At 32.6% G+C, this 13835-nt stretch carries 18 protein-coding genes and 2 tRNA genes; 10 read left to right on the top strand and 10 right to left on the bottom strand.

The window, feature by feature from the left end; translation table 11 throughout:
- Positions 1-56: 56 nt before the first annotated feature.
- The 5 genes from AMO19_RS05910 to AMO19_RS05890 all read right to left on the bottom strand — a co-directional run bounded on the left by AMO19_RS05910 (position 57) and on the right by AMO19_RS05890 (position 3416).
- Positions 57-860, bottom strand: a complete 804-nt coding sequence (locus AMO19_RS05910; RefSeq protein ID WP_025926125.1) for a prohibitin family protein — start codon at positions 858-860, stop codon at positions 57-59.
- Positions 861-968: 108 nt separating this feature from the next.
- Complete coding sequence (locus tag AMO19_RS05905) at positions 969-1178, bottom strand: hypothetical protein (protein WP_011817991.1); 210 nt, start codon at positions 1176-1178, stop codon at positions 969-971.
- Positions 1179-1204: 26 nt separating this feature from the next.
- A complete protein-coding gene (locus AMO19_RS05900) occupies positions 1205-1702 on the bottom strand; it encodes a YajQ family cyclic di-GMP-binding protein (protein ID WP_075507693.1) in 498 nt (165 codons plus the stop codon).
- Between the two features lie 66 nt (positions 1703-1768).
- A complete protein-coding gene (locus AMO19_RS05895) occupies positions 1769-2281 on the bottom strand; it encodes a hypothetical protein (RefSeq protein WP_011817989.1) in 513 nt (170 codons plus the stop codon).
- 25 nt (positions 2282-2306) lie between these two features.
- Positions 2307-3416 (bottom strand): phosphotransacetylase family protein, encoded by a 1110-nt coding sequence (locus AMO19_RS05890; protein WP_075507692.1) that lies wholly within the window; start codon positions 3414-3416, stop codon positions 2307-2309.
- A gap of 155 nt (positions 3417-3571) precedes the next feature.
- Between AMO19_RS05890 and AMO19_RS05885 the strand changes: the two genes are divergently transcribed.
- Positions 3572-4291 (top strand): SDR family oxidoreductase, encoded by a 720-nt coding sequence (locus AMO19_RS05885; RefSeq protein WP_075507691.1) that lies wholly within the window; start codon positions 3572-3574, stop codon positions 4289-4291.
- A gap of 3 nt (positions 4292-4294) precedes the next feature.
- Here AMO19_RS05885 and map read toward each other — a convergent pair whose 3' ends face one another.
- Positions 4295-5134, bottom strand: coding sequence for a type I methionyl aminopeptidase (gene map / locus AMO19_RS05880; RefSeq protein WP_075507690.1), 840 nt, complete (start codon positions 5132-5134; stop codon positions 4295-4297).
- 95 nt (positions 5135-5229) lie between these two features.
- On the opposite strand from map, the gene AMO19_RS05875 reads away from it, so the two are divergent.
- The 6 genes from AMO19_RS05875 to gltX all read left to right on the top strand — a co-directional run bounded on the left by AMO19_RS05875 (position 5230) and on the right by gltX (position 8067).
- Positions 5230-5538, top strand: a complete 309-nt coding sequence (locus AMO19_RS05875) for a PepSY domain-containing protein (protein WP_011862496.1) — start codon at positions 5230-5232, stop codon at positions 5536-5538.
- Between the two features lie 23 nt (positions 5539-5561).
- A complete protein-coding gene (rplS, locus tag AMO19_RS05870) occupies positions 5562-6041 on the top strand; it encodes a 50S ribosomal protein L19 (protein WP_257008970.1) in 480 nt (159 codons plus the stop codon).
- 53 nt (positions 6042-6094) lie between these two features.
- Positions 6095-6167 (top strand) — tRNA-Trp (locus AMO19_RS05865).
- A gap of 34 nt (positions 6168-6201) precedes the next feature.
- A complete protein-coding gene (locus AMO19_RS05860) occupies positions 6202-6396 on the top strand; it encodes a hypothetical protein (RefSeq protein ID WP_002807701.1) in 195 nt (64 codons plus the stop codon).
- A gap of 149 nt (positions 6397-6545) precedes the next feature.
- Positions 6546-6619, top strand: a tRNA-Asp gene (locus AMO19_RS05855).
- Between the two features lie 17 nt (positions 6620-6636).
- Positions 6637-8067: a glutamate--tRNA ligase gene (gene gltX / locus AMO19_RS05850; RefSeq protein WP_075507689.1), complete on the top strand. Its 1431-nt coding sequence runs from the start codon at positions 6637-6639 to the stop codon at positions 8065-8067.
- Here the strand turns inward: gltX and AMO19_RS05845 are convergent, their stop codons facing one another.
- The 3 genes from AMO19_RS05845 to tsaD all read right to left on the bottom strand — a co-directional run bounded on the left by AMO19_RS05845 (position 8068) and on the right by tsaD (position 10686).
- Entirely contained in the window at positions 8068-9273 is a 1206-nt protein-coding gene (locus AMO19_RS05845) for a cation:proton antiporter (protein WP_075507688.1), read from the bottom strand.
- A 160-nt stretch (positions 9274-9433) separates the two neighbouring features.
- Positions 9434-9610 carry a high light inducible protein gene (locus tag AMO19_RS05840; RefSeq protein ID WP_025933243.1) on the bottom strand — a complete coding sequence of 59 codons (177 nt, stop codon included), beginning with the start codon at positions 9608-9610 and terminating at the stop codon, positions 9434-9436.
- 5 nt (positions 9611-9615) lie between these two features.
- Entirely contained in the window at positions 9616-10686 is a 1071-nt protein-coding gene (gene tsaD / locus AMO19_RS05835) for a tRNA (adenosine(37)-N6)-threonylcarbamoyltransferase complex transferase subunit TsaD (RefSeq protein ID WP_075507687.1), read from the bottom strand.
- 74 nt (positions 10687-10760) lie between these two features.
- On the opposite strand from tsaD, the gene AMO19_RS05830 reads away from it, so the two are divergent.
- Together AMO19_RS05830 and psaJ are read left to right on the top strand one after the other, a co-directional pair.
- On the top strand, positions 10761-11315 hold the full coding sequence (locus AMO19_RS05830) for a photosystem I PsaF protein (subunit III) (RefSeq protein WP_011817979.1): 555 nt from the start codon (positions 10761-10763) through the stop codon (positions 11313-11315).
- A 28-nt stretch (positions 11316-11343) separates the two neighbouring features.
- Positions 11344-11478, top strand: coding sequence for a photosystem I reaction center subunit IX (psaJ, locus tag AMO19_RS05825; RefSeq protein ID WP_011862490.1), 135 nt, complete (start codon positions 11344-11346; stop codon positions 11476-11478).
- Between the two features lie 14 nt (positions 11479-11492).
- Here psaJ and gmk read toward each other — a convergent pair whose 3' ends face one another.
- Complete coding sequence (gene gmk, locus AMO19_RS05820; protein WP_075507686.1) at positions 11493-12047, bottom strand: guanylate kinase; 555 nt, start codon at positions 12045-12047, stop codon at positions 11493-11495.
- Between the two features lie 73 nt (positions 12048-12120).
- On the opposite strand from gmk, the gene AMO19_RS05815 reads away from it, so the two are divergent.
- On the top strand, positions 12121-13821 hold the full coding sequence (locus AMO19_RS05815; RefSeq protein WP_075508039.1) for an Rqc2 family fibronectin-binding protein: 1701 nt from the start codon (positions 12121-12123) through the stop codon (positions 13819-13821).
- Positions 13822-13835: the final 14 nt, after the last annotated feature.

Here is a 13835-nt window from a genome sequence, read left to right as displayed (position 1 = left end):
TCTTTAAAGAAAAATGAGTAAATGATTAGAAGTTTAGAAACATTATATCTAAATAATTATCTTCTACCACCAACTATTACTGGGGGGCTACCTCCTTCTGAACCTGGTAAGCCAGGAACAACTTGTGTACTTCCATCCCATTTGTCAAGAAATAATTTGAAAAGCACCTGATCGTCAAGACTTCTATTTAATGTCTCATATCTAAGTGCTTCTTGTTCTGCAATTTCAACTTCTGTCTTTGCTCTAAGTAATTGCTGACCAGCTATTTGCTTTTGTTCAATAGCAGCTCTATATTCTTCAGCGATCTCTAATCCAGTAAGATCTAAACTTTTAACATCTACGTAGTCGAATGAATTAAGTTCTTTTGCAACAGTATCTCCTACTTTCTCAGAAATCACTGCAAATTCAGTAGCAATTGTTTCTAGCTCATATTGAGAAAAAACTGATTTAAGAGCTTTTAGCAAAGATGGCTGAACAATTTTCTGATATACATCGCTATTTCTGCTTGCAATTGTTGCGAAAATCCTACCTGCTTCGTTAGGTTTTACTGAGTACTTAACAGTAGCGGTAGCTCTAATAACTTGAAGATCTTTAGTTAAAGTTTCAAATTTTTCAGGTTGAACTTGAGTTTTTATATCAAATGGATATACAGACTGAATGAATGGAAGTTTAAAGTTTAAACCAGCTCTCCTTGATGGCCCACTTACTTTCCCTAAAGTTGTAACAACTGCAACTTGTCCTGAAGGCACAACAAAAAGAGATTGGGTAAGTAAAAGAAACCCAGTAAAAGACAATACAATCAAAAGGGTTGCTGTCCCACCAGGACCTGTTGGTGTGACATTTTTAAAGGATGTTGACATTAAATTTTTTCTTTTAATTAATCATATTTAAATAGACTAATTAGTGCATTAATAAGACATTTAATTAAAATATTTTTTTAATAATTGTGATTTTAAATACAGATAGTTTTAATGGATATTTGATTTAAATTCTTGCAAAAGTTCTAAATAAAGATCCTCATCTATTTCCCTTATGTCATATTCAGAGGGTAAAACACCATGCTTATGCTCATGTACCGCCATCCAACAAAATTTCTCTATTTCTCCTTTTGAAAAACGAGGATATTCTTTTACCTTCTTAATGAGTGATTTAATGAGAGATTCTGAATGATCTGCCATATTTTAAAATAATCCTATTAAAAATTTTATCTAAAGTTATTAGCTTTTAGGGGAATGTTCAAAGACTCTTCCAACTCACTAACAAGCTTAATTGCTAATTGAAGATCATTTTTGCTCTTACTAGCTACTCTGAGAGTTTCTCCATTGATACTGACATTAATTTTTTTTATTTGATCTCTTATATTTTTACTAATTTTTTTTGCAATTTCTTGTTTAATTCCTTGTTTTAATAAAATTGTCTGTTTAATCCTATTACCGCTAACCATTTCAAGTTCACCGTAGTCAAATATTTTCAAAGATAAGTTTCTTTTTATTGCCTTTTGTCTAATTATGTCATTTACAGCATTTAAGGTTAGTTCGCTATTGGTGATTATAAAAATATTTTCTTTATCTAATTCAATTGAAGTATCCGTGCCCTTCAAATCGTAACGCTGAGAAATTTCCCTTTTAACTTGATCCAAAGTATTGACTAATTCTTGTCTATCAAAATCAGAAACTACATCAAATGAAAAACTTTCTGCCATGGTAAATTATTAAACGCTAAATATTATTAGCATAAATCATCTTTTAATAAGGGGAAATGGGTTAATTTAATCAAAAAACAACAAACTAACCACTTTGCCCATTTCTTCAGCACATCTACAACTATTTAGCAAAGTTTCACTATCGTGAAAGGCAAAGCATATTAATTGATCGCACCTAGTAATAATTTCTTGATTACAAAGACTACTTGCAAGTGGCAAAGGTAATTCATCATTTTCACTTTTTTCAACCAAATGCATAACCCTCTCAAGTTGGTCCTTTATTTCAGGAATTTGTCTATCAAGACTTTGTGGTAATAAAACAGTTAATAATGATGGATTAATATCTAAGACAGCTCGAATAACAGCTGCATTAACACCTTGAGACCCAGACGTAAGGATATTATGTCCTTCCTCTGCTAACGACCTTGCTATCAACTCAATTAAGTGGATATCTACGACCGGTACGTGTCTACTACCTAAAAAAGCAATTCTCCTTTTCCCATTATCTTGGAGTTTTGCAAGTTCTTGAGCTAAGGCATCAACACCTTCGGTTGCTGGTAGATCTAAAGAGCGACTCAAAATAATAAAGTTCCTATATTTGAAATTAGCATTTATCTGAAAAATTGCAGGGAAAATCTATCTTTTCGAGAATTCTGTTTAGATTTACATGCTCTTGAACTAATTGAATAGCATAAGAAGCTTTAATTGATTCATGTATTCTGACATGACCAAAAGCTTGTTCAATAATTTCCACGGAGGAAAGAGTATCTAATTCCACCTTTAAGATTGGCACCTCCAATTCCTCCGCTCTATGAATCAATTGTGACAAAGGATCTCCTAAACCAGTTAAAATAAGGCATTGAGTCGAAGCCTCCAAAGCAGCAAGTTGGATATCAGTTCTATCAGCTCCAGTAACTACAGCCATATTTCGTCTTCTCCTGAAAAATTCCATTGCAGAATTTACCCCCATCGCACCAATGCTTAATGTTTCAACAAGCAATTGATCTTTTTCAGGGCAACAAATTACTTGGGCATCAAGTCTTCTTACAAGCTCGCCTACAGTGACACTTCTAAGAAGTGGTGATTTAGGCATCACTCCAAACACTTCAATATCCAGATCTTTAAGAGAGGGTATTATTTCATTTTTTACTTTTTCGAGTTCTTGCGGCAAAACTCCATTTAATACAACTCCAGCCAATTTCTCACCTAATTGTTTTTTCGCATCAAGTAATGCATCAACACTTTTACAATCCTCCCATAAATTCACAATTAAAACTTTCGCATCTAAATCCTTAGCTAGTTGTGGGAGACTTAAGCCATAAATCATACCCTCATGAAGACTTCCGGCTGCCTCTAAAATATTAAGACCTTCAAAATCATCATTAACCAATCCTTCAATCTGATCAAAACCTTTTCCTGGGAGTAAGTCTTTATTGAAGATTCTTTTTTCAGCTGAGATATTATCCAATAACCCTACTGAAGAAATTAAATTCTCCTCTTCGATATTTAACGTTGATCCAATAAACTTAACATCATCATCTATTAATCCTTCATAAGACATTGAGGGGAGATTTGTAAGTTCAATGCAAGTTGCTAAAGGTTTTCCAATGCGTACTTTTTTTTTCTTCTGTAAAAGTTTTTTTGCTATCCCAAGAACCATTGCAGACTTACCACTAAATGGCTCACACGAGCCAATTAATAATATATCGCTCATAATTTAGTAAATTATTTATTAATAGGTTTAAGATAATATTTTTTTCAGAACTAAACAAATATTTATTTATGAGTTTTAATCAAATAAAAAAAATAAATAATCTTTTTTTGATAAATTTATTTTAATTCTTTGGTATCTCATAAAAATCAAGCAAAATGATAAATCCAACCAAAAACGAAAAAACCATAGGGATTACTGGAGCTTCAGGTGCGCTAGGGAAAGAATTAACAAAGTTGTTTCGTCAAAAAGGATATAAAGTGATTGGATTTACTCATAGTAAAACTAATTATGAAATAAATCTTGAATCTCCAAATGAATGGATTAAATGGGAATGTGGGAAGGAGTCGTCATTAAAAAAACAATTAGAGAATATAGACATTTTAATTTTGAACCATGGTATCTATGATTTGAGTAGAGAAAATTCTAATTATGAAAACTCAATTGAGATAAATGCATTAAGCAAATTCAAATTTTTAAATTTATTTGAAGATATTGCTCTAAGCAATGATTCACAAATAAAAAAAGAGATTTGGATAAATACATCTGAAGCAGAAATATTACCCGCCTTAAATCCGTCATATGAGATTAGTAAATCCCTTATTGGTCAATTAGTTTCTTTCAAAAAAAATCTACTGGACAAAAATACAAAGAAAAAATTAATAATTAAAAAAATCATCTTAGGGCCTTTTAAATCAGAATTAAATCCTATCGGAATAATGAGTCCCAAATTTGTTTCTAAAAAAATTTATGATTTAGCCAATTCAAAAAATTATTTAGTAATAATTAGTCCAAACCCTTTAACATATTTACTTTTCCCATTAAAAGAATTTTTTAATTTTTTATATTGCCAAATTATCTATAAATATAAATCTTAGTGCCTAAAAATCTCGATCTGTCAATATTTCAATACCATCTTTTAAAACAACTATTGTATGCTCCCATTGGGCCGATAGTTTTCCATCTTTTGTTATTACGGTCCATCTATCATTTAGTGTTTTGCAAAATTTAGTCCCTTCATTAACAATAGGTTCCACCGCTAATGTCATTCCTTCGCGAAGTATGACGTTAGGCAATTCTTTGGTTCGAAAATTAAATACCGATGGTTCTTCATGAAGATTTCGGCCAACTCCATGACCTGTATAGTCTTCTACAACACTAAAGCCATTTTTTACAACAACGTCTTCGATCTCTCCAGCCACATCTAGAAGTGTATTACCTGCTTTGATTTTCGAAAGGCCCGCATACAATGCTTTAAAAGCTATATCACTAAGTTTTTGAGCCTTTGGACTAACTTCTCCTACACAAATTGATATACAACTATCTCCATGGAAACCATCTAAATATGCCCCTGTATCAATTTTAACCAAGTCACCATTTTTAATTATTTTATTTTTATTTGGAATACCGTGGACAACCTCATTATTGATACTAGAACAAATACTAGAAGGGAATCCATGGTAGCCTTTGAAGCTTGGCACAGCTCCAAAACTTTTTATTCTCTTTTCTGCAAAATCATCTAAATCTTTTGTACTCATTCCAGGTTTAATTAAGTCATTAATTTCTCTCAAAACAGTAGCTACAATTCTGCTAGATTTTTTCATCAAATTTATTTCCCGAGAAGACTTTATTTCGATTCCTCTTCTCCTCTGAATAAAAGGAACTTGATCATTAGCTTTAGAATTATTTTTATTTAACAAAAGATCTGCAAAATGTCTCATTGGAATAAATAATAGTAATAAGTGAATATCTTCAAAATAGCCTTTATAATCTTGGCTACTTTAAATCTATCAATAACAACGGGAAAGAAACTAAAATGAAAACTTTATTTAATTCTAGGCAATTTCATAAGGCTTTGGCGCCCTGGATTTTTCTTCCATTATTTATATCTTCAATTACTGGTCTTCTTTATAGGGTTTCAAAAGATTTACTGGGGTACTCTAGAGAACAAGTTCATTGGTTAATGTCTCTCCACGAGGGCGAATGGCTTGGAGATAATGGGGAACTTATATACGTAATATTTAATTCCCTTGGAGTTTTATGGATGCTCGTCACAGGATTCCAAATGTTTTCAAAAACAATTTCATTTACCAAAAAGGTTACTAAAGGCGAGTCAAAAGGTTAAGATATAGAACTTGTAGGATAATAATGACCAAAATGGCCAAAGAGAAACAAGAGAAGGATTTAGAAACCGGTATTAAAGCCGACGCATCAGTTGATGTAGCAGTTGAACAAATAGATAAAAATACGGTTTCTGAGACTACACAAACCTTAAGCGCATCCAATCTTATTAAGGAATTTGAAAACGAACAATTAAAAAAAGAATTACCAGAAATTTATGTAGGTGACACTGTTAAAGTTGGAGTGAAAATTACAGAAGGTAATAAAGAAAGAGTCCAACCTTATGAAGGCGTTGTCATAGCAAAAAGACATGGAGGAATTAACCAGACTATTACAGTTAGAAGAATTTTTCAGGGTATAGGTGTTGAAAGAGTATTTATGCTACATAGTCCACAGGTTGCCTCTCTAAAAGTTGAACGTAGAGGTAAAGTAAGAAGAGCTAAGTTATTCTATCTTAGAGATAGAGTAGGAAAAGCTACTCGCGTAAAACAACGCTTTGATCGATAAAGTTGTAAATTAATCAACTTATTGGTCACAAAGACGCTTATAATTATTTAAATGCGTCGTTAGTTCAGTTGGTAGAACGCAGGTCTCCAAAACCTGATGTCGGGGGTTCAAGTCCTCCACGACGCGTTTGATCAACATTATGTAAATCATTTTTCATAAGATGGAGTTAGATCTTCAACCTGGGGACGTAGTTAAAGTCCTCGAATCAGCAGCTTTAGGATGGGTTCGTGCAAGAGTTATCAGAGTTAAGTCTGGTGGGAGAGTTGTCGTACAAAGTGACCAAGGCAGAGAATTTACTGCTAGAGGCAACCAAGTTAGGTTGATAGAACCTGCTGGTTTTAGACCTCAAAAATAAATAGTTGTATACACTAAGGCAGTTAAAAAACTAATTATTTCTGTAAATCCTCAAATTAATAAATTTTTTTTATTACAACCCCATAAATTAAGTATTATGATCTGATAATTTTAAGAATGAAGTTCTAAATAAACTTAGAACAAAACTCTGGGACCGTAGTTCAACTGGTTAGAGCACCGCCCTGTCACGGCGGAAGTTGCGGGTTCGAATCCCGTCGGTCCCGTTTTTTCTAAAAGAAATTTGGAAAAACGTTTAAGACTAGCCCCGAGTCCAACGGGTTTATTTCATATTGGGACAGCGCGAACAGCACTATTCAATTGGTTGTATGCACAAAAAATAGGTGGAAAATTTCTTATCAGAATAGAAGATACAGATTTTCTTCGATCTAAATCTGAATATACAAAAAATATATTAGAGGGCTTGAAATGGCTTGGACTTAAATGGGATGAAGAACCTATTAAGCAAAGTGACCGAATTTCGATTCACAAAAGTTATATCAAAAAACTATTGGAATGTGGAGCTGCATATAGGTGCTTTACATCAGAAGATGAAATATCTGAATTAAGAGAAGAACAAAAAAAGAAAGGATTACCTCCAAAGCATGATAATAGACATAGAAGTCTTTCAAAAGAAGAAATAGAAACATTCATATCCCAAGGACGGACTTCAGTAATAAGATTTAAGATTGATGAAAAAATTATTATTAAATGGGTAGATCAGATAAGAGGTGAAATCAAATGGCAAGGAAAGGATTTGGGCGGTGATTTAGTTTTATCAAGAAGGGCTAAGGGATATGAGATTGGTGATCCTTTGTATAATCTTGCAGTTGTAGTTGATGATAATTTCATGCATATTACTCACGTTGTAAGGGGTGAAGACCATATCTCGAACACTGCAAAACAAATATTGCTTTATAAAGCATTAAATTTTAATTTGCCAACTTTTTCGCATACACCCTTAATACTTAATAGCGAAGGGAAAAAATTATCCAAGAGAGATTGCGTTACTTCAATCGATGAATTTAGAGAAATGGGATATTTACCTGAGGCCCTATCGAATTATATGGCATTTTTAGGTTGGTCTCCAAAATCTGCTGACAGAGAAATACTTTCACTTGAAGAGATATCTGAAATTTTTGACTTATCAGAAATAAATAAAGCTGGAGCCAAATTTAGTTGGGAAAAACTCAACTGGATTAATTCTCAATATATAAAAAATATGGAATCAATAAAGTTAATTGAGATCATGAGAAAATACTGGGATGAAAATGGTTGGGAGCCGCCATCTCAAGAATGGGCTATTAAATTAGCAATTTTGATTAGAGACTCTATGACTCTTTTAAAAGATTCAATTGATCAATCAAAACCATTTTTCTTAATACCTACAATTCAAAAAGAAGGTCAAGATTTTTTGGAAAACCAGGAAAGCAAATTATCTTTAAAAATAATCTTAAATTATTTAATTGAGCAAAACATTATAAAACTAAATAAAGAGAAAGCCAAAGAAATAATAAACGAAATCTCAAAAAAGCATAATATTAAAAAAGGGATTTTAATGAAGTCATTAAGAGTAGCCTTTTTTGGATCTCTCAGTGGGCCAGATTTAATTCAAAGTTGGGAGCTTTTCGCAGAGAGTAAAACTGATAGAACTCGAATTAAGAGGTGTCTTTAATCAATCAGAATTATTTTTTTGGCCTAATTTAAGTCTATTTACCAAAGGTTTAGCTGAAAGTCCCTGTATCCCTACTGTCATCAAAATAGTAAGAAAGACTAAACCTTGTAGACGGCCCGCCCCAAGGATACCAGCCTGCTCTAATCTGATAGAAAAAAGAGAAGCTACAGCTGCAGTAACAATACCTCTTGGGGCTACCCAGGCTAAAAATATTTTTTCTTTTAAGTTCAAGTCTCTCCCCATTGTTGCTATCCAGATAGAAATAGGGCGAACAATTACCATCAACATAAAAACGCAAACAACCCCTCCCCAGCCTAGCGGACTTAATTCACCCCAAGAAACGTCAGCGGCCAAAAGAGGGAAAAGTACTGTTATTGCTAATTGGGCTAATTCACCTATTAGATTATCCAATCTCTCCTTATCTATAACTTCTCTTTTGCCTACAATAAAACCTGCCGCGACTGAAGCCGGCAAGCCTGATTCTGGTAAAAAAAATTCGCAAATACCATACACAAGGAAAATAAATCCAAGGGTAACTTGAAGCTCTGTACCAAATGAGGCTTCATTTTTAATTTTTTTTAAAATTTCTGATAGTAACCATCCTGCACTTAATCCGATTAAAACTCCTCCCCCTAATCTTTGCATTAATGCTACAAATACATCGTTAATCCCATGAAGGTCCCCTAAAGTTAATTCTAAAAGCAGTAATGCTAGTACTGCACCAATTGGTTCAAGCAGCAATCCCTCAGCTTTTAAAACCTCCGAGAGTGGGGAAGCTAATTTTATTTGTTCCACTAATGGAGAGACAACTGTTGGTCCAGTAGCTAAAACTATGGCACTATATATTCCTGCAACTTGCCATGAGAGGCCAGCCAGCCAATGAGCAATGAAAATTCCAGCTGATAATGAAATAAAAAGTCTTACCAATGAAATTTTTAAAACAGTATTTCTTATATTCCCCTCAGGCAGTTTTAAATTTAATCCCCCTTCAAAAAGAACCAAACAGACCAAAAGCCCAACAATAGTTTCAAGCCCTTGCCCGAGATCTAAAGGCTCAACAAGTCCCAATCCTGATCTTCCAATTAATAATCCAGAAAGCAATAAAATAACAACACTTGGGAATCCTGTAAAAGAAGAGAATAATCGAGCGCAAGCGCCTGCAAATACAGTTATCCCCCAAAGTAAGCCAAGCCTTTCAGGCGTCATATAAAATTATAAATAATAAAAACATTCATTATTTTGATTAAATCAATAATCTTATCTCTAGTCCAATAAAAACAATACTTTTTAATTTAATTCACCGGCTGAACAAGAGTTTTTAAAAATTCTTTCAAAAATACTTTTAAGAAAATTAATTTTATTTCTTTTAAGAAAACTGGCTTATTAAAGCAATAATTATGAAAATAATTCCTATACCAACAGTTGCCATCCTTCCATTCCATATTTCAGCTTGAGGGGTAAAACCTCTTTTCCACAAATTCAATTCCTTTTTATCAACGAAGTTTTTTGTCTCTTTAATCTCGATTTTAGGTTGTTTGTTCATTGAAATTAGAAAGGCGGTTTTTCTTCGTAAAGGGTATTTGCTTGTTCAATTGATAGTCTTCCTACAACACCTAATTTAAGGGAACTTAAATGATGCTTAAATTTGATTCTGAACAAAGCCGCCGCTCCAATCATTGCCGCATTATCTGTACAAAGATCAAGAGGCGCTAAATGTACTTTAATAGATTTTTTACTAGCTTCACTAATCATCATTTTTCTTAATGTGTTGTTAGCAGCCACTCCTCCAACCACAACTACATTATCTAAGCAATGATCTTCCGCGCATTTTATTGTTCTCTCTACCAAGACCTCTGCCACTACTCTCTCAAAACTTGCAGCAATATCTGGAATTGGAACGGTCTTCCCAGCCAAATTTATTCTCTCAACTAATCTTAATACGGCAGTTTTTAAACCACTAAAAGAGAAATCATATTTTAGAAATCCACCTTTTTTATCAGAGATCTTACATTTTGGTAAATTAAATTTCATTGGGTCCCCATTTTTAGCAATCTTTTCAATTGCCGGCCCTCCTGGATAACTAAGACCTAATAGTCTGCCAACTTTATCAAAGGCTTCTCCAGCAGCATCATCAAAACTTTTCCCAAGTCTTTGCATCCCCCTACTATCATCTACCTTTATCAATTCAGTATGCCCGCCGCTAACAAGTAATGTAAGAAAAGATTTCTTTGGATAGTTTTCTGAAAATAGAATTGAAGATAAATGCCCCTCCAAATGATGAATTCCCAAAAATGGTTTTGAATGTAACATGCAAAGTGTTCTTGCGGTTATAGAGCCAACTCGTAAACAACCAACTAATCCAGGAGCTACAGTTGACGCAATATAATCAACTTCCTCAATTTTAATTTTTGCTTCTTCTAGAGCCTTATCTAAAACAAAAGGTAATAATTCTAAATGCTTTCTAGCTGCAAGTTCAGGCACAACTCCACCCCATTTTGAATGATCTTCAATTTGAGAGGCAATTATATTTGAATGTATTCTGAAAGTATCGCCAATATTTGAAACTATTGAGACAGATGTCTCATCACAACTTGTTTCAATAGCTAAAACTTTATGCATTTTTGATTCAACTTGTTCTATTTTAATATTAATTTCTTACTTAACACACTATAAGGAATTAAAGATTGCAACTTATGAAATTCTTTTTTTCAATCATAACCTCAGTTTTTCTGTTCCTCGGAATTACTCCAATTGCTCTAGCTGCAAATGGGCCTGCCTTAAACGCAGATAGAGCTAGCACAGAATATACCGCTTCAGCCCTCACAAAATGCTCTGAAAATCCTAAATTCATTGAGAGAGCAAATTCTGCAACTACTCAAAAAGACATAGCAAGATTTGAAAGATATGGAAAAGCATCATGTGGAGATGATGGTCTTCCTCATTTAATAATTGGACCTCCTCTAGAGCCATGGGGGGCTCTTCTAAATAGAGGTCATGAAGGAGATTTACTTATTCCCGGCGTATTGTTCATTTACATTGCTGGAATTATAGGTTGGTCAGGAAGAGAGTATCTCATTGAATCAAAAAAGACTAAGAATCCAGCAGATCTTGAGATCATTATTGACCTAGACTTAGCAAGAAAATGTCTTGTAAAAGGAGCCCAATGGCCTCTTCTTGCTAATAAACAAGGTAGAAATGGAGATTTAAGAGAGAAAGATAACAATATTACACTTAATGGTCCTCGCTAAACATTCTTAAAAAACTTTCATAAAAAAAATGTTCAAAATTCTAAACACAAAATTTGTCAGATCTGCTCCAGTGGTAGCAGCAATTTGGCTAAGCCTTACAGCTGGAATAATTATTGAATTTAATAGGTTTTTCCCAGATTTATTATTCCATCCAATGAGTTGATAAATAGAAAATAATCAAGTTTTTATTAACTTGATTATTTTTTTTGCTGTTTCATCAACATTATGATTTGTTAATGCAAAATCAAATTCATTTGACACTGAAATCTCATAATTAGCCCTTGATAGTCTTTTTTTAATTGCCTCTTCTTTTTCTGTACCTCTATTTCTTATTCTTCTCTCTAACTCTTCTTTATCCGGAGGAAGTAAAAATATTGACTGTGAATTAGGAAACTTATTTTTTATTTGCCTTGCACCCTCTACTTCAATTTCAAGTAGTACGATAAATCCCTTTTTTATTTTCTCATTAACAGAAGATAAAGGCGTTCCATAGTAGTTTCCAGCAAATTGAGCCCATTCAAGGAAAAGATTTTGTTCAATCATTTCTTTAAACTTTTCTTTGTTTAAGAAATAATAATTTTCTCCGTCCTTCTCTCCCTCTCTAGGTTCTCTAGTAGTAGCAGATATTGAAAGCCAAAAATTTTTTTCTTTACATAAAATTTCTTTAACAACTGTTCCTTTACCTACCCCGCTGGGTCCAGTAAGGATAATAAGTTTTTTTTGATTTTTCATATTAAATTTTTTACAGTAAAATAGACATCTTGTGAATTAAGTAGGAATAATGCAAAAAGGTGTTCCACAGATAATGGATATTACTTCTATTAGATCTGTCTTGCATTATTTGGTAAAGAACATCTTACCTACAAAGTTTGAGACTGCCCAACAACCAGAGCCTAATACAATTCAATTATGTTTCAGAGGAGTTAATTCTCAAACATGGTTAGAAGTTTCATGGAATGGAGACTCTCCAAGAATACTAAAGATAAATAAGCCAGAAAAGATTGGGAGAGAAAGCACACTTTCTAAACAAATAAGATACGGATTAAAGTATATGGCTTTAATTTCGATTGATCAAGATGATTTCGAGAGAGTTATAAAATTTAGTTTTGCGAAAAAACCTGGAGATGAAATTAATAAGTATTTAATTTTTGAATTAATGGGAAAACATAGTAATATTTTTTATCTGGATAATAAACATAAAATAATTGCCGTTGGTAAACAAATTAAATCAAGTCAATCTAGTTTTAGAACAATTTCAACAGGATCAATTTATTCTGGCCCTCCAGTCAATCTCAAAAAACAACCTAGAGAAGATGAGTCTTTTCAATCATGGAAAGACTCAATTTCAATAGTACCTGAGTCTTTGAAATACTGTTTAATAAATACCTATCAAGGAGTAAGCCCTATCCTCACAAAACAATTAGAGGTTGTTAGCGCAACTGTTGATTCAGAAATAATGGAAAAAAATATTGATTTCATTAGCAACTCAGACTTAAAGGAGATATTTAAAAATTGGAAGATTTGGATAAACAGGTTTAAAAACAATAACTTTAATTTTTCTACATTCAACAAAGATTTTTATTGCGTTTGGTTTTTTGATAAGGAAATTAATTGCGAAAATAAAATAGATTTATGCACAAGCTTAGAAAATTATTATGGTTACCATCTGAAACAAAAAAAACTTGAATTATTGGAAAAGAAAATTGAAGGGATAATTTTTAAACAGACCAATACTGAGAAAAAGAATTTAAATATTCAACATGATCTTCTGAAAAATTCAGAAAACTACGAGATATATAAAGAAAAAGCTGATAATATATTTGCCTCACATGAAATTAAAAAACAAGACATTATAAAGGGACAAAAATTATATAAAAAATCAAAAAAACTAAAGAGATCTAGAGATTTAATAAAAGAAAGATTAAGTATTTACAAAACAAACATAGAGAGATTAGAAGAATTCACTACGCTTATAGAAAATTTAACTTCTTTAAATCATGAAAAACTTTCTATGAGAATCAAACTACTAGAAGAAATTATGGAAGAAATTTGTAGCGAATTTAATATCAATATCAAAAAACAAAGAGAAGATCAGAAAAGTACATATGAAATAGAGTCTTCACCAATTCAAGTTGAAACTCCCACAGGATTAAAGCTTCAGGTAGGGCGAAATATGAGGCAAAATGATTTAATAAGCTTTAAGTTCTCAAAAAAAGGCGATTTATGGTTTCATGCACAGGAATCACCAGGCAGTCATGTAGTTTTGAAGTCTTCATCTCAAGTAGCATCTGAACAAGATCTTCAAATAGCTGCAGATTTAGCTGCTTTATTTAGCAAGGCAAAAAGAAACATTAAAGTTCCAATTAATTTAGTAAAGATTAAAGATTTGCAAAAAATCAAAAACGGAGGACCGGGTTGCGTTTCCTTTAAAAATGGAGAAATTATTTGGGGAAATCCTACAAGAGGAGAAGATTACATTAAAAAAAATCTTAAAACAGTAATTTAGTTTATAATAAAAAA

The organism is Prochlorococcus marinus, from assembly GCF_001180245.1.
Lineage (GTDB): Bacteria > Cyanobacteriota > Cyanobacteriia > PCC-6307 > Cyanobiaceae > Prochlorococcus_A > Prochlorococcus_A marinus_F.
This window is presented reverse-complemented; position numbering and strand designations above follow the sequence as displayed.